This is a genomic window from Parendozoicomonas haliclonae (assembly GCF_900174585.1).
GTDB lineage: Bacteria > Pseudomonadota > Gammaproteobacteria > Pseudomonadales > Endozoicomonadaceae > Sansalvadorimonas > Sansalvadorimonas haliclonae.
Window position 1 is genome coordinate 450,210 of sequence record NZ_FWPT01000004.1, and the last position, 14,643, is coordinate 464,852.

Sequence of the window (14,643 nt, forward strand, 5' to 3'; positions counted from 1 at the left end):
GGGGCCAACCGATGGCGAAAATTCTGGCGCTCACGAACCAGAAAGGTGGAGTCGGCAAAACAACATCGTGCGTCAACCTGGCAGCATCACTGGCAGCAACCAAACGACGGGTGCTGCTGGTTGATCTGGATCCCCAGGGGAATGCCACCATGGGATGTGGTGTGGATAAGCACGAGTTGCCACTGTCGGTGTATGACGTTTTGGTTGGTCATGCACCGGTGAGAGACGCCATAGTGCCATCGGAAGCGGCAGGCATTGAGGTTCTTCCATCAAATGGTGACCTGACGGCAGCAGAAGTTGAGTTGATCAACAGTGCCGACAGTGAAGGCGCTCTTAGCAGAGCCCTGGAAGACCTCAGAGGCGATTACGACTTTATTCTGGTCGATTGCCCGCCCTCGTTGAACATGCTCACTGTTAACGCCCTGGTGGCCGCTGACGGTGTTATTATTCCCATGCAGTGTGAGTATTATGCCCTTGAAGGTCTGGCTGCACTGATGGACACAATTTCCGGTATTTCTTCCACAAGAAACCCGAAACTGCATATCGAAGGTTTGTTGCGCACCATGTATGACCCGCGCAACAGCCTGACAGTAGAAGTCTCCCGGCAACTGATTGCCCACTTTGGCAACAAGGTTTACCGCACCGTTATTCCACGTAACGTGCGTCTGGCCGAAGCGCCCAGCCATGGTTTGCCGGTGATTAAATACGACAAGCATTCCCGCGGTGCCATCGCTTATCTGGCATTGGCGGGTGAACTGATTCGCCGGCAGGATGCCGGTAAGGTCCGGCAGCAGCCGGAAGAAACTGCCGTGAGGTAACACAGCCAGTGGCTAGAAAACGAGCATTGGGTAAAGGCCTCGGAACACTTCTGCAAAGTGCCCGGGTTGCTGAAGAGATTGAGCAGCTGCAAAGACCTGCCACGGTAGAACTGGAAGTCGCCCGTGACAGAATGCTGCGTGAGATTCCGGTCGAGTTTATTGAACGTGGCCGTTATCAGCCGCGTCGGGATATGAACCCGGAAGCTTTGGAAGAGCTGGCCAGCTCTATCCGCAAACAGGGTGTCATGCAGCCGATTGTCGTGCGCCCTGTAGGTGATGGCAGTGAAGACCGCTTCGAGATTATTGCCGGTGAACGTCGCTGGCGGGCCACTCAGCTGGCAGGTCTGGACAAGATTCCAGCCGTGATTCGCGAAGTGCCGGATGAAGCTGCCATTGCCATGGCACTGATTGAAAACATTCAGCGTGAAGACCTGAACCCGATTGAAGAAGCCATTGCTCTTTCCCGTCTGAAGGAAGAGTTCGAGCTGACCCAACAGGAAGTGGCTGAAGCTGTGGGGAAATCCCGGGTAACAGTGACCAACCTGCTGCGTCTGCTGAACCTGCGGGAAGATGTACGCAAAATGCTGGAGTACGGTGATATCGAAGCGGGCCATGCCAAGGCCTTACTTGGTCTACCGGATGCTCAGCAGCTTGAAGCCGCTCGTACGGTCGTTGGTAAAGCTCTTTCTGTACGACAGACAGAAGCTTTAGTCCGTCGTATGCAGCAGGAAGCAGAAGCTGCGACCTCCAAGGTCAAGAAAGCGATTGATCCAGATATCCGTTCCCTGGAAGAAGATCTGTCCCAGAAGATCGGTGCCAAGGTGGCGATTCAGCATACTGCCAAAGGCAAGGGTAAGCTGGTGATCAGCTACAACACCCTGGATGAACTGGATGGTGTTCTGGCTCATATTCAGTAAGCGTCGTTTAAAACAAAGAGGCCCGCAAAATTGCGGGCCTCTTTGTTTTCATACTCTGAGCGTTTACGCATATTTTTAATGTGCGCGTTTACGCTTTCTCGTCGGTGAAACCCTGAACTCTGGTGTTGAAGAGAAAAGGTGCTCCAGATATCTTCGGTAAGCTGGGTAGGGGGAGCTAGCCTGCGGCTGAGTGGGATCTATACCTTTAAAAAGACATTCGGCATTCCAAAGGACTGCGACTCCACAGTCATTACTATTATCCTGCAAGGGAATTTCTTCTGAGGATATGGCATAGCCGGCGATCCTATTAGCCTGCTCTGTATCCCCACTCTGCTCGAACAGTGCCCTGGTCCATTTGCGAATATCCCGCGCCCATCGGGCGGCTTGTCGTGTATTCAGAGAATCAAGGCAGGAAATCTTTTGTGCACGATTATCCACAACAATCAGAAACCAATGGTCACCTGTATTGCAGGGCCAAAGGACTCTATCGGATTGGAAGCTATTAGCATCCACAAATAAAGGAATAGAAAGCTGTCGCTGACGGCTGGCTCGTACAAACTGACGCGTGTTAATAGGGTTGAGGCAGTAAATAGAACGACCGGCTTCTCGATAAAGCTGATGTGAAAAGATGGTCAGGCCAGCATTGATCATATTGTCATTCAGCCAGGCATGACCTCTAAGAATTTTCAGATCATCCTCGGTGATCGGATAGTCACCAAAATAAACCGCCGGTGGTTGTCTTGAGCTGCCCGAAGGGGAGTCACTGTTAATCGTGATGGTATCCAGTAGCTCTATCACATCCGGGGAGTCTGTCGAAGTGAGATCGATAACGGAACTCTCATTTTCTGGCTTCCGCTTCTTGAGTGGGGGACTGGTAATAATCACTGATTCATCAGCCGAACTTGCTAATGAAAGTGTGGAGCTCAAGGCAACAATCGTTGGTGGAGTCAGTGAGTGAGTGCGGTTGTGTACTTCAACGTTGGTAATCGTTAAAGACGGGGACTCTGGAGCCGTAGGTAGTGATTGCTTTGAAGCTACAGGTGGGCTCGAAACTTTTCTTGCCTGCTTGTGTTTAACTGGGGCTTTAGATACACGTTTTAACTTGAGGCTCACTGTTTTATTTCTGAGAGTGGCTTTGGTTGTTTGCACCTTCGTACGTCGTGTTGACGTTGGTTTTAGCGCTTGCGCATGAGGTTGTGATTTCTTTTTAACTGCAACGGGTTTTTTGGGGGCCGTTGTTGTGCGTGCTGAGCGTGATTGAGCTTTTGTCTTCGTTTTGCGACTTTTAATAGGCACGCCAGTACTTGTTTTCGTGCTTTTGGTTGCCTTGTTGGCGAAGTGCTTCTTTGGAGGTGCAGCTTTTGTCTGACGTTTTTTGATTGAGCCCCTTACTGGAACCTTTCGAGAAGAGCGTCTGCTGATACGAGTGTCTGGTAATGACGCGCTTGAGCTTGAATCCTGTGAACGGGGCAAGGTTGATTCCGTAGCCAGACTGCAAACAGATTCAACATCAACCGGGCAGCACAGGCTTCTGCCGTAATCAGCCAGCGTAGAAAACATACCTTTGGAAAAGGCCAGCATAATGGTGAATCTCGACAGAAAAGTAGTGATATCAGAGGCTTTTAAGGGGGGCTGAGTTCACTAATAAGCCAGCAACGCTGTTAGAACTACTGACGAAAATACAGATAAATTCGATATCCCCTATAAAGAGAACTGATTTGTTTTCAGGTAGTAGGAGGATGAAGATTGAACAGTGGAGCCAAAGTGTCAGGGACTGGCGTTAAATCCTTTTTTCTGCTTTTTTACTGATTGGTCTGACAATCTTTGCTGGACTTTATCCCTTTCTTAGCAGGATTTGCTGCAACCCACTTTTTGATCGAATGCATGTATTGGTAGTTTCGGTGGAAAATATCAGTACAGGCATTAACCGGTCTGTGGCGAGCTTTGCAAAATAGAGTATGTGACTAGAGATTAACTCAGTTGATCATAGGTAGTAATACCCATATACTTGCCACGCCTAACAAACGCTTTAAAACAAGGCTTGGACAGGGCGCGTAGCTGAAAAAGGATAAAAAAAGGCAATAGCCAGCAGAAAACTTCAAGGGCTATTTAAGTACCGGAGTTTGGGGACTCAAGTTCGAGACTCAACCCAGAGAAGAATGGCACTGGCTCAACGCATCATAGCAGTTGTATGTCGAGTCATGTGCAGAACAAAAACAGAGGTATGAGAGGCCGTCGTATTTTGGATAGTGTGCAGTCGCCTCATTTACGAAAGCCACCTGTTTTTCGGGTGATTATTGCTCAGGCATCAGTCACGTGCGTTCTCTTTGTAGGGCTTTTCGCTTTTAGCATTCTCAACCAGAGTGCTACCACCACAGCCACGTCTGCACTTCTCGGGGGACTGATCTGTCTCGTTCCCAATGCTTACCTTGTTTTTCGGGCCTTCAGCCACTCTGGCGCGCGTGCGGCACAAAAGATAGTACAGGAATTTTATCGAGGCGAAGCCGGCAAGTTTGTTCTTACATGCTGCGGCTTCGCTCTTGTTTTTGCACTGGTGAGACCGCTGGATGCAGTGGCCCTTTTTGGTGCGTTTGTATTGGTGCAGGCAGTGAACTGGTTTACGCCTCTGCTTCTTAGAAGAAGAACATAAGGGCGCTGCGACTATGGCACTGTTGAAAATCATGGCACTGGTGAAATCCGGGTGAATTAACGAGAGCAACTTATGGCAGAAACAGCTTCTGGTTATATACAGCACCACTTGCAGAATCTGACCTACGGTCAGCTGCCTGCTGATTATGTGCGTGCTGATGGTAGTGTACTGAGCGATGCCACCTGGACCTTTGCGCATAGCGCCCAGGAAGCAGCAGACATGGGCTTCTGGGCTCTCCATGTCGACAGTATGTTCTGGTCACTTCTTTTAGGCTTTGTCTTTGTCGGACTGTTCCAGTTCGTCGCCAAGCGAGCCACCTCCGGTGTGCCCGGCGGCCTTCAAAATGCTATCGAAAGCATTGTCGAGTTTGTTGATACCAGCGTGAAAGAGAGCTTCAGTGGCAAGAATGCCGTGATAGCGCCTCTTGGTCTGACCATCTTCTGCTGGATCTTCCTGATGAACCTGATGGACCTGATCCCGGTTGACTGGATACCAGGTCTGGCCACGCTGCTCGGCATTCCTTATATGAAGATTGTGCCGTCCACCGACCCGAACATCACCATGGCCATGTCCCTGAGTGTGTTCATGCTGATGATCTTCTACTGGATCAAGGTGAAGGGTGTCGGCGGTATGTTCGGTGATCTGGCCCTGCATCCATTCTCCAGCAGCAACCCGGTATTCAAGGTGTTGCTGATGCCAGTCAACCTGCTTCTGGAAACCGTATCCCTGATCGCCAAGCCTATTTCCCTGGGCCTGCGACTGTTCGGAAACATGTATGCCGGCGAATTGATCTTCATTCTGATTGCCATGATCGGATATGCACAGCTGCCACTGCACTTTGGCTGGGCGGTACTGCACATTCTGGTTATCACTTTGCAGGCTTACATCTTCATGACCCTGACCATCGTTTACCTGAGCATGGTTCATGAAGAGCATTGATTGATTTCCAAGGTGCTCCTGGTATCCACCGGAGTAGGGGCACCAAGGTAATCGTTTTTAACCCTGAAAAATAACGTTACTAAATCTATAAGCAACGTTTTACACACCATCACGCGACGTAAAGTCGGGAGGAAATATGGAACTGGTAGTTGGACTGACAGTAATCAGTGTTGCAATCATGCTGGGCCTGGCCGCTCTGGCCACCGCTCTTGGCTTCGGTATGCTGGGTGGCAAATTCCTGGAAGGCGTAGCCCGTCAGCCAGAAACTGCTCCTATGCTGCAAACCAAGATGTTCATCGTAGCGGGTCTGCTTGACGCGATCCCAATGATCGCCGTTGGTATCGCCCTGTTCTTCACCTTCGCCAACCCGTTCATCGCTCAGGTTCAGTGATACCGGGTTAATGCAACTGGAATGCCTGCCTGATTGTGATCGCCACTGCTCGACAATGAGCCGGCTTGATCGGCAACAGGCAGCGCAGACAACGACATTAACTGAATAGCGAGAGGTGTTGGTGTGAACATCAATGCGACCATCATAGGTCAGACGATTGCGTTCGCATTCTTCGTGTGGTTCTGCATGAAGTTTGTGTGGCCACCGCTGATCGGCGCACTGCAGGAGCGTCAGAAGAAAATTGCTGACGGTCTGGCGGCAGCTGACCGCGCAGACAAAGACCTTGAGCAGGCGCAGGCCAAGATCGCTGAAGAACTGGCCGCTGCCAAGCAGCAGGCACAGGAAATCATCGAACAGGCTAACCGTCGTGCTTCGGCCATCGTAGAAGAAGCCAAAGATGATGCCCGCAAGGAAGGCGAACGCCTGCTTGTGGCCGCACAGGCTGAAATCGAACAGCAGGTCAGCCAGGCTCGCAATGAACTGCGTGCTCAGGTTGCTTCTATCGCTGTTGCCGGTGCCAGCAAAGTTATCAGCAAGAACCTCGACGAAGCCGCGAACAGCGCGCTGGTCGATCAGTTCGTCGCTGAACTCTGAGGCGGGAGGCGAGTATGGAACTGACGACTTGTGCCCGTCCTTATGCCAGGGCCGCTTTCCAGTTTGCTGCTGAGCAGAACGCACTGGAAAACTGGGCCGGAATGCTGAAAACCGGTGCCGCCGTGGTGCAGAACGACACTGTTAATGTCCTGCTCGGCAACCCGTCTCTCACTGCAGCACAAAAGGCTGATGCACTGATTGACGTGTGCGGTGACAGCCTGGACGACAGTGGCCGGAACTTCTTCCACGTTCTGGCAGACAATAAACGAATCACTCTGCTGCCCCAGATTTCTGAGCTGTTTGAAGAGCTGAAAGCCAAACAGGAGCAAAGCGTAGAGGCCGAGGTTATCTCTGCATTCCCTCTGTCTGAGCCCCAGCTGGCAACGCTTACTGAGAAGCTGAAGAACCGGCTGAAAACGGAAATCAGAATCAGCAACACCATCGATGAGTCTTTACTCGGCGGTGTGATTATCCGGGCTGGTGATCTGGTGATTGATAGCAGCGTAAAAGCCAGGCTGGCAAAACTGGCCGACGCAATGCGCACGTAACAAAACGCTAAGGCAGGTTTGGTAATGCAGCAACTGAATCCTTCAGAAATCAGCGATATCATCAAGAGCCGCATTGAGAGCCTTGATGTTGCCGCTGAAGCCCGTAACGAGGGCACTATCGTCAGCGTATCTGACGGTATCGTACGTATCCACGGTCTTGCCGACGCCATGTACGGTGAGATGATCGAATTTGGCAGTGGCGTATTCGGCATGGCCCTGAACCTTGAGCAGGACTCTGTCGGTGCTGTTGTTCTGGGTGACTACAAAGGTCTGGCCGAAGGTCAGAAAGCCAAGTGCACCGGTCGTATCCTTGAAGTTCCAGTTGGTAATGAACTGCTCGGCCGTGTTGTTGACGCACTGGGTAACCCAATCGATGGCAAGGGCCCACTCGATGCCAAGATGACCTCTCCACTTGAGAAGGTTGCTCCTGGTGTAATCGCCCGTCAGTCCGTAGACCAGCCAGTACAGACCGGCTACAAGGCTATCGACGCCATGGTTCCCATCGGTCGTGGCCAGCGTGAGCTGATTATCGGTGACCGTCAGACCGGTAAGACCGCTGTCGCCATCGACGCCATCATCAACCAGAAGAACACTGGTGTTAAGTGTATCTACGTTGCTGTTGGTCAGAAGCAGTCCTCTATCGCTAACGTCGTACGCAAGCTGGAAGAGCACGGCGCGATGGATCACACCATCGTTGTTAACGCCGGTGCTGCTGACCCAGCGGCCATGCAGTTCCTGGCGCCATTCGCCGGCTGTGCCATGGGTGAGTACTTCCGTGACCGCGGTGAAGATGCCCTGATTGTTTATGATGATTTGACCAAGCAGGCATGGGCCTACCGTCAGATCTCCCTGCTGCTGAAGCGTCCTCCTGGCCGTGAAGCATACCCAGGTGACGTTTTCTACCTGCACTCCCGTCTGCTCGAGCGTGCTGCCCGTGTAAACGCTGACTACGTTGAGAAGTTCACCAACGGTGAAGTGAAAGGCAAGACCGGTTCTCTGACTGCTCTGCCTATCATCGAAACCCAGGCTGGTGACGTATCTGCATTCGTACCGACCAACGTAATCTCCATTACCGATGGTCAGATCTTCCTGGAAACTGACCTGTTCAACGCCGGTATCCGTCCTGCGATGAACGCGGGTATCTCCGTATCCCGTGTAGGTGGTGCAGCCCAGACCAAGATCATCAAGAAGCTGGGTGGCGGTATTCGTCTGGCACTGGCTCAGTATCGTGAACTGCAGGCTTTCGCCCAGTTCGCTTCTGACCTCGACGAAGCAACCCGTAAGCAGCTGGAACACGGTCAGCGTGTTACCGAACTGATGAAGCAGAAGCAGTATCAGCCTCAGTCTGTTGCTGAGATGGGTGTTGTTATCTACGCCGCTGAGAAGGGCTACCTGGAAGACGTGGAACTGAACAAGATCGGTGCTTTTGAAGCCGCTCTGATCAGCTACGTAAACAGCGAGCACGCTGCTCTGATGGCTACCATCAACGAGTCTGGTGACTTTAACGGCGAAATCGAAGGCGGCATCAAAGAAGCCATCGAGAAGTTCAAGGCAACCCAGACCTGGTAAGGGACGCTTGTCTTCTCCTGTAGGAGAAGCTGGCGCAGAAGCAGGTGAGGCGTTTTTTATCCAGCGCCAAACCTGCTCTCTCAGGTCCCTGACGAGGATTGACTATGGCAGTCGGTAAAGAGATTAAGACGCAGATAGCGTCGATAAATAATACGCAGAAAATCACCTCCGCGATGGAGATGGTTGCTGCGTCCAAAATGCGCAAGGCTCAATCGCGTATGGAGCGTTCGCGCCCCTATGCCGAACGCATTCGCCAGGTCGTCGGTCACATCGCTAATTCCAACCCAGAGTATCGTCATGACTTTATGACGGCTCGCGAAGTTAAGCGGGTTGGTTACATCATCGTATCTACGGATCGCGGACTGTGTGGTGGTTTGAACACCAACATGTTCAAGCGCACCGTAGCCGAGATGCAGAAGTGGCACGACCAGGGTGTTGAAATTGATATCTGTGTTGTTGGTAACAAGGCCGCGTCGTTCTTTAACAGCTACGGCGGCAATGTAGTAGCAGCCATGACTCATCTGGGTGACAACCCGAACATCGCTGATCTGATCGGTGGTGTGAAAGTTATGCTGGATGCCTATGAGAGTGGTCAGATTGATCAGCTCAACATCTGCTACAACCGCTTCGTTAACACGATGGCACAGACCCCGGTTCAGGAGCAGCTGCTGCCCCTGCCGCCCAGTGAGGATCTTGAGCACAAGTATTCCTGGGATTACCTGTATGAGCCGGATGCGAAGGCTCTGCTCGACGAACTTCTGGTTCGCTATATCGAGTCTCAGGTTTATCAGTCCGTGGTGGAAAACAATGCCTGTGAACAGGCTGCCCGTATGGTTGCTATGAAGAGCGCAACCGACAACGCCGGCAACCTGATCAACGAACTGAACCTTGTATACAACAAGGCGCGTCAGGCTGCGATTACCCAGGAACTTTCTGAAATCGTAAGCGGCGCTGCAGCGGTATAAGCGCGGCCGTTTAAACAGCCTTGAGCGGGCTCAAGCCCGAAGGGCTTGACCCAATAAAGAATGAGAGGTGAGGAACACACTATGAGTAGCGGTCGTATCGTCCAGATCATCGGCGCCGTTATCGACGTCGAGTTTCCGCGCGACGCTGTCCCTCAGGTCTATGATGCCCTGAAGGTAGACGGCAAGGAACTGACTCTGGAAGTTCAGCAGCAGCTGGGTGACGGCGTAGTCCGTACCATCGCACTGGGCTCCACTGAAGGCGTCAGCCGTGGTCTGATTGCCAACAACACCCAAGCACCAATCCAGGTACCAGTGGGCACCAAGACCCTGGGCCGGATCATGGACGTACTGGGTGATCCAATTGATGAGAAAGGCCCGATCGGTGAAGAAGAGCGTATGTCTATTCACCGTGAGCCGCCTTCCTATGCGGACCAGGCAGCTACCAACGAACTGCTGGAAACCGGTATCAAGGTAATCGACCTTGTCTGCCCGTTTGCCAAAGGTGGTAAGGTTGGTCTGTTCGGTGGTGCCGGTGTAGGTAAAACCGTAAACATGATGGAGCTGATCCGTAACATCGCGATCGAGCACTCCGGTTTCTCTGTTTTCGCTGGTGTAGGTGAGCGTACCCGTGAAGGTAACGACTTCTACCACGAAATGACCGACTCCAACGTTATCGATAAGGTATCTCTGGTTTACGGTCAGATGAATGAGCCCCCAGGTAACCGTCTGCGTGTAGCTCTGACCGGTTTGACCATGGCTGAGAAGTTCCGTGACGAAGGCCGTGACGTACTGTTCTTTGTGGATAACATCTACCGTTATACACTGGCCGGTACTGAGGTATCCGCACTGCTGGGCCGTATGCCTTCCGCGGTAGGTTACCAGCCAACTCTGGCAGAAGAGATGGGTGTTCTCCAGGAGCGTATTACCTCCACCAAGACCGGTTCCATCACTTCCATCCAGGCCGTTTACGTTCCTGCGGATGACTTGACTGACCCATCCCCGGCAACCACCTTCTCTCACCTGGACGCTACCGTTGTACTGTCCCGTGATATCGCTTCCAAGGGTATCTACCCTGCGATCGACCCACTGGATTCCACCTCTCGTCAGTTGGATCCACTGGTTATCGGTCAGGAGCACTATGAAGTTGCCCGTGGCGTTCAGACTGTTCTGCAGCGTTACAAGGAACTGAAAGATATCATCGCGATTCTTGGTATGGACGAACTGTCTGAAGAAGATAAGCAGACTGTATCCCGTGCGCGTAAGATCGAACGTTTCCTGTCCCAGCCATTCTTCGTAGCGGAAGTCTTCACCGGCTCTCCTGGTAAGTACGTGCCGCTGAAAGAAACCATCCGCGCCTTTAAGGGAATCCTTAGCGGCGAGTATGACTCCTTGCCAGAGCAGGCGTTCTACATGGTTGGTGGCATCGACGAAGCGATCGAGAAGGCCAAGTCTCTCTAAGGGCTGACAGGAGGGATATCCCATGGCAGTAACAGCTAAGACAGTTACTTGCGATATCGTCAGCGCCGAAGAGTCCATCTTCTCCGGTACGGTGGAGATGGTAGTGGCGACTGGTACCGAGGGTGACCTCGGTATCACTCCTGGCCACGCCCCGCTGATGTCTGCCCTGAAGCCTGGCCCTATCCGCATTGTGCGTGAAGGCGGCGAAGAAGAGATCTACTACATCTCTGGCGGCTTCGTAGAAGTGCAGCCAAACAGTATCAACGTGCTTGCAGACACTGCTCTGCGTGCTGGTGATATGGATGAAGCTGCAGCTCTTGAAGCCAAGAAGCAGGCTGAGAAGGCTCTTGCAGATCAGAAGGGCGAGTTCGACTACAGTCGTGCTGCTGCCCAGCTGGCTGAAGCGGCTGCTCAACTGCGTACTCTGCAGGCTATTCGCAAGAAGGTTGGTAAGCGCTGATCCCAGGGTCAGTGCTTCAGCTGGAGCATTGAGGTTATACAGGGCTTAAGTTAGATAAAAAGCTTGGATAACTTTGTGAACAAAATGCTCTAACTGATTGAAAAACAGCCAAATTAAAACCCTCGAAACCAGTTTTGGTTCTCGAGGGTTTTTTTGTATCTGTGGGTATTGTGTTTTTTAGCCTATTTGCTTTGGAATCAGTGAGTTACCTTCAATTGAACAGTGTTATGAACACTGTTTCTCTACCCTTTTGAGGCCTTGTATTCCGGGCTTCTCACTTCAATGTGGACAGTTTGTCTGGCTTCACTGCTGCCCGTGTATAACTTCTGCCGTCACTATTGGTATAGCTCTGCAGGAAGTTGCTGAGAAACATATCCAGCATTTGCTCACCACTGGCATTCTTCTCCTGCAGAACCCCGCCACCTGCTGCCAACAGGCAGATTCCGTGAACTCCTGCCCATAACACCCGTGATGCGATATGAATCTCCTGCAGACTCTTTCGCTTTCCTGCCTCGCTAAGGGCTCTGGTACGACTTAACTGTTCGGTAAACAGGGCGTATAAACGCTCTACACGGCTCTTTTGCCACTCCGGCAGAACTTTCTGATCCGGTATTCGGTGTTCAAAGGCCAGATGCCAGCGATGGGGGTATTTACGGGCATAAGCCAGGTAAACACGTGCCAGCTTTCTCAATCCCTGCTGAGGGTGAGTTTCATCCCGAACAGCCATGGCTGAGAGTGTGTGTAACTCATCAAGTGTTTCAGCATTCGCAGCAATTAACAAGTCCGCATAAGAACCAAAAGAATTGATAATCGTCGCAGGGGCATAACCAATCAATTTGGCTATTTTGCGCAGGCTCATGTCCTGGGGAGGGTAGAGTGTCAGAAATTCTCTCACTGTCTTGAGAGTGAGACGTTGAAGCTCATCCTTGCTGTGATCGTTCCGTCGGGCCATTCCATGTCACCGTTGAGTCTGAATTGTTATCACTGTTCAGAAACAACCCTCAACATCGGCAGACCGCCTGCAGGATTCCAAACACCGTTTATTTCTTTCGCATGAAAAATCGTACAGCGTTTAATTTCAGTCTGGAGGCTCTAGGGCGGGGGCGTCAAGGCGAGAGGTCAAAAATGAAGGGAAGAAAACTGAACACTGCTTTAAAAACAGTGTTCATTTCAAACAGCGTTCAGATGATTTTTCTGAAACAGTGTTAACAATTCCCGATGTATGAACATTGTTCAGGTGAGAACAAAAAACACTGTTCAGACCCTGAATTCTCAACACACTTTAGTGGTGCTCAAATAAGCGGTTCTTGATCACGTTAAAGTCTTTACCCAGTGGCAGGACACTCATTCTCAGTTGGACGCCGAGCCCTACATTGACTCTGGCACCATAGTTGAAGTCAATACCGGTCTGGTTAAAGTCAAAGTCATTGGGAGTATCGATACTTTGTCTGCGCACACCAAGTAGCAATCCCATGCTCATTGATGTTGTTGGCACGAGCGAAACCGGAGAGCGTGAATATTCAATATTCTTCAACGTTCCGGCGGTAATACCGCAGTTGGCACCAAAGCCCAGTCCACCTGTGACTTCAAGGCCTGGGCGTAACTCCAGCCAGACATCCCCCAAAGTGTTGTGGCAGCCGGCAAGATTGACTGAGCCTGTAAGACCAAGAACCCAGGCATCGGCTCCGGCATAGGTACCGAACAACGAACACTCGGATTTGGGATCAGCAAATCCGGAAAACAGTTTCTTGGTAGTGTCCGAAGCCTCCAATAACGAAATCTGGTGCAGGTAGCGCACACGACTGGCAGGGCTGCTGCCTTTCAAAGATTTCTGGATGGCCCAGCAGGAGCTGGATTCTGGAGTATGCGCATCCGGGTTCTCACTGCGAAGAGCTGTTTCGACAATCGTGGCCAGGCTTTGCAGCGTATCAAAACCACCAACCCGTGAATGAACAATCTTGGAAGTGCATCTAAGCAGGCTGTCAAAGTCTGCCTGTGCACTCTGCTGAAATCCGAGGCAGGCTACGAGAGGCAGACATAACTTCCACAAAGGAATAGTTCGCATATTTCTATACCCCGTATATAAGAGGGGTAAAAGTAGGAAAGATGTCGGGTATTAATGTGATTTTTTGTAAGGCGGCGTAGTTTTGTGGTGAATGGAGAAAGCCGTTAGGAGAAGAGAAAGCCTGTATTCGTCATACAGGCTTGAAGCTATTAGCGGGCTTTTTTAGGCATCTCACATAAACCCTGGGCGGGAAGATCCAGGGCTGCATTAAAGCGGGCAGACATATTCTGAAAGGATATGAGTGCAGTCAGTTCCATAATCTGCTGATCAGAAAAATGCTCTTTAAGCTCTGCTCTTAATTCAGGTGTTACCGGACACCCGGTTTCAGACATGGCTTTTGTCCACGCCAGAGCAACCTTCTCATTGGTGGTGAAACTATCACTGGTTTGCCAGTTATCCAGCTCAGTCAGCTTATCTTCTCCGCCAGCCTGTTGGATCAGTGTGAGGCTATTGAGGTCTACACAAAACTCACACCAGTTAAGACGGGCAACATAAACCTGAACTAGTGCCCGCAAGGAAGGAGCAAGAGGAGACTTCTTTCTGCTAAGTGTTGCCCATGTGCTGGCAAAAAGAACAAACAAGGATGGTTTGCGTGCCCACATCAGGGCCGGCTGAAGCATCTGTCCGTAGGTTCTCTCCTGCCGTATGAAGAACCAGCGCAGCCATATCGGCAGCCTGGCAGGATCAGCGGGTTTTATAAGCATAATTGTTATCCACAGGCTGTTACTGAAGCCTTACTCGAGTTGCTTACTTATCCCGGATATATTCTCACGAATGATGTTGCGCGTCTGTGTAAATTGCTCGGGGAAGCGCCAGTTATCTTTGTCGAGGGAGAGCCACGAACGCCAGGACACATCACTGACTTCTTTCCAATCCTGAGTCTCAAGAACCGGCTCGGCTTCCTGAGGTGTGCATTGGTATAGCTGGAAGCCATTATCCAGTTGGGTCAGCAGGTTATTCACTGTGACTTTTACGCCCGTCTCCTCATAGGTTTCCCGGTACGCTGTGCAGCGTGGGGATTCCCCTGTGTCGGAAGTGCCGCCAGGCAGAGACTGCTTACCGGTCAGACGCATGGTAATAATTAATACATCATCACCACGGGTTACCAGACAGCCGGCATTGGCTCCCTGCGTTTTGTCTTCCGCATAGGGGCAGGGGCGTTGAGCCTGCTGCTGACAGCCGGTTATCAACAGAATGGATGCAGTGAACAAGATCCGAAGGCGGGTTTTGGGCGTCATCATGTCCAGACCGAAAAGTGATGGTGAAGAA

At 51.4% G+C, this 14,643-nt stretch carries 16 protein-coding genes; 11 read left to right on the plus strand and 5 right to left on the minus strand.

Translation table 11 applies throughout. The features are described 5' to 3' along the window. Positions 1–11 precede the first annotated feature (11 nt). Positions 12–818, plus strand: coding sequence for a ParA family protein (locus EHSB41UT_RS11095; protein WP_087109720.1), 807 nt, complete (start codon positions 12–14; stop codon positions 816–818). Between the two features lie 8 nt (positions 819–826). Continuing rightward, positions 827–1,735 (plus strand): ParB/RepB/Spo0J family partition protein, encoded by a 909-nt coding sequence (locus tag EHSB41UT_RS11100; protein WP_087109721.1) that lies wholly within the window; start codon positions 827–829, stop codon positions 1,733–1,735. 75 nt (positions 1,736–1,810) lie between these two features. On the opposite strand, the gene EHSB41UT_RS11105 is transcribed toward EHSB41UT_RS11100, so the two are convergent. Then, positions 1,811–3,316: a Ulp1 family isopeptidase gene (locus EHSB41UT_RS11105; RefSeq protein WP_087109723.1), complete on the minus strand. Its 1,506-nt coding sequence runs from the start codon at positions 3,314–3,316 to the stop codon at positions 1,811–1,813. A 643-nt stretch (positions 3,317–3,959) separates the two neighbouring features. Here EHSB41UT_RS11105 and EHSB41UT_RS11110 point away from each other — a divergent pair. The 9 genes from EHSB41UT_RS11110 to EHSB41UT_RS11150 all read left to right on the plus strand — a co-directional run bounded on the left by EHSB41UT_RS11110 (position 3,960) and on the right by EHSB41UT_RS11150 (position 11,309). Then, complete coding sequence (locus EHSB41UT_RS11110; protein ID WP_087109725.1) at positions 3,960–4,385, plus strand: F0F1 ATP synthase subunit I; 426 nt, start codon at positions 3,960–3,962, stop codon at positions 4,383–4,385. 72 nt (positions 4,386–4,457) lie between these two features. After that, on the plus strand, positions 4,458–5,324 hold the full coding sequence (gene atpB, locus EHSB41UT_RS11115) for a F0F1 ATP synthase subunit A (protein WP_087109727.1): 867 nt from the start codon (positions 4,458–4,460) through the stop codon (positions 5,322–5,324). 136 nt (positions 5,325–5,460) lie between these two features. After that, on the plus strand, positions 5,461–5,715 hold the full coding sequence (gene atpE / locus EHSB41UT_RS11120; RefSeq protein ID WP_087109729.1) for a F0F1 ATP synthase subunit C: 255 nt from the start codon (positions 5,461–5,463) through the stop codon (positions 5,713–5,715). 123 nt (positions 5,716–5,838) lie between these two features. Then, the gene (locus EHSB41UT_RS11125) at positions 5,839–6,309 is read left to right on the plus strand and encodes a F0F1 ATP synthase subunit B (protein WP_087109731.1); all 471 of its coding nucleotides are present in this window, start codon (positions 5,839–5,841) and stop codon (positions 6,307–6,309) included. A 14-nt stretch (positions 6,310–6,323) separates the two neighbouring features. Further along, the gene (locus EHSB41UT_RS11130) at positions 6,324–6,857 is read left to right on the plus strand and encodes a F0F1 ATP synthase subunit delta (RefSeq protein ID WP_087109733.1); all 534 of its coding nucleotides are present in this window, start codon (positions 6,324–6,326) and stop codon (positions 6,855–6,857) included. A 24-nt stretch (positions 6,858–6,881) separates the two neighbouring features. Next, the gene (gene atpA, locus EHSB41UT_RS11135) at positions 6,882–8,426 is read left to right on the plus strand and encodes a F0F1 ATP synthase subunit alpha (protein WP_087109735.1); all 1,545 of its coding nucleotides are present in this window, start codon (positions 6,882–6,884) and stop codon (positions 8,424–8,426) included. A gap of 104 nt (positions 8,427–8,530) precedes the next feature. After that, positions 8,531–9,391 (plus strand): F0F1 ATP synthase subunit gamma, encoded by an 861-nt coding sequence (gene atpG, locus EHSB41UT_RS11140; protein WP_087109737.1) that lies wholly within the window; start codon positions 8,531–8,533, stop codon positions 9,389–9,391. 81 nt (positions 9,392–9,472) lie between these two features. Continuing rightward, on the plus strand, positions 9,473–10,849 hold the full coding sequence (atpD, locus tag EHSB41UT_RS11145) for a F0F1 ATP synthase subunit beta (RefSeq protein ID WP_087109739.1): 1,377 nt from the start codon (positions 9,473–9,475) through the stop codon (positions 10,847–10,849). A gap of 22 nt (positions 10,850–10,871) precedes the next feature. Further along, positions 10,872–11,309, plus strand: coding sequence for a F0F1 ATP synthase subunit epsilon (locus EHSB41UT_RS11150; protein ID WP_087109741.1), 438 nt, complete (start codon positions 10,872–10,874; stop codon positions 11,307–11,309). Between the two features lie 274 nt (positions 11,310–11,583). Here EHSB41UT_RS11150 and EHSB41UT_RS11155 read toward each other — a convergent pair whose 3' ends face one another. The 4 genes from EHSB41UT_RS11155 to EHSB41UT_RS11170 all read right to left on the minus strand — a co-directional run bounded on the left by EHSB41UT_RS11155 (position 11,584) and on the right by EHSB41UT_RS11170 (position 14,615). Further along, positions 11,584–12,261 (minus strand): TetR-like C-terminal domain-containing protein, encoded by a 678-nt coding sequence (locus tag EHSB41UT_RS11155; protein ID WP_087109743.1) that lies wholly within the window; start codon positions 12,259–12,261, stop codon positions 11,584–11,586. Positions 12,262–12,591: 330 nt separating this feature from the next. Beyond that, entirely contained in the window at positions 12,592–13,374 is a 783-nt protein-coding gene (locus tag EHSB41UT_RS11160) for a hypothetical protein (RefSeq protein WP_087109745.1), read from the minus strand. Positions 13,375–13,523: 149 nt separating this feature from the next. Then, on the minus strand, positions 13,524–14,078 hold the full coding sequence (locus EHSB41UT_RS11165) for a carboxymuconolactone decarboxylase family protein (RefSeq protein ID WP_087109747.1): 555 nt from the start codon (positions 14,076–14,078) through the stop codon (positions 13,524–13,526). A 30-nt stretch (positions 14,079–14,108) separates the two neighbouring features. Further along, positions 14,109–14,615, minus strand: coding sequence for an NUDIX hydrolase (locus EHSB41UT_RS11170; RefSeq protein WP_087109749.1), 507 nt, complete (start codon positions 14,613–14,615; stop codon positions 14,109–14,111). Positions 14,616–14,643 lie beyond the last annotated feature (28 nt).

Bases quoted from the DNA above. Each gene is read 5' to 3' on its own strand.
- EHSB41UT_RS11095 (WP_087109720.1), top strand. From the start codon at position 12: ATGGCGAAAATTCTGGCGCTCACGAACCAGAAAGGTGGAGTCGGCAAA.
- EHSB41UT_RS11105 (WP_087109723.1), bottom strand. From the start codon at position 3,316: ATGCTGGCCTTTTCCAAAGGTATGTTTTCTACGCTGGCTGATTACGGC.
- EHSB41UT_RS11110 (WP_087109725.1), top strand. From the start codon at position 3,960: ATGAGAGGCCGTCGTATTTTGGATAGTGTGCAGTCGCCTCATTTACGA.
- atpB (WP_087109727.1), top strand. From the start codon at position 4,458: ATGGCAGAAACAGCTTCTGGTTATATACAGCACCACTTGCAGAATCTG.
- atpE (WP_087109729.1), top strand. From the start codon at position 5,461: ATGGAACTGGTAGTTGGACTGACAGTAATCAGTGTTGCAATCATGCTG.
- EHSB41UT_RS11130 (WP_087109733.1), top strand. From the start codon at position 6,324: ATGGAACTGACGACTTGTGCCCGTCCTTATGCCAGGGCCGCTTTCCAG.
- atpA (WP_087109735.1), top strand. From the start codon at position 6,882: ATGCAGCAACTGAATCCTTCAGAAATCAGCGATATCATCAAGAGCCGC.
- atpG (WP_087109737.1), top strand. From the start codon at position 8,531: ATGGCAGTCGGTAAAGAGATTAAGACGCAGATAGCGTCGATAAATAAT.
- atpD (WP_087109739.1), top strand. From the start codon at position 9,473: ATGAGTAGCGGTCGTATCGTCCAGATCATCGGCGCCGTTATCGACGTC.
- EHSB41UT_RS11150 (WP_087109741.1), top strand. From the start codon at position 10,872: ATGGCAGTAACAGCTAAGACAGTTACTTGCGATATCGTCAGCGCCGAA.
- EHSB41UT_RS11155 (WP_087109743.1), bottom strand. From the start codon at position 12,261: ATGGCCCGACGGAACGATCACAGCAAGGATGAGCTTCAACGTCTCACT.
- EHSB41UT_RS11160 (WP_087109745.1), bottom strand. From the start codon at position 13,374: ATGCGAACTATTCCTTTGTGGAAGTTATGTCTGCCTCTCGTAGCCTGC.
- EHSB41UT_RS11165 (WP_087109747.1), bottom strand. From the start codon at position 14,078: ATGCTTATAAAACCCGCTGATCCTGCCAGGCTGCCGATATGGCTGCGC.
- EHSB41UT_RS11170 (WP_087109749.1), bottom strand. From the start codon at position 14,615: ATGATGACGCCCAAAACCCGCCTTCGGATCTTGTTCACTGCATCCATT.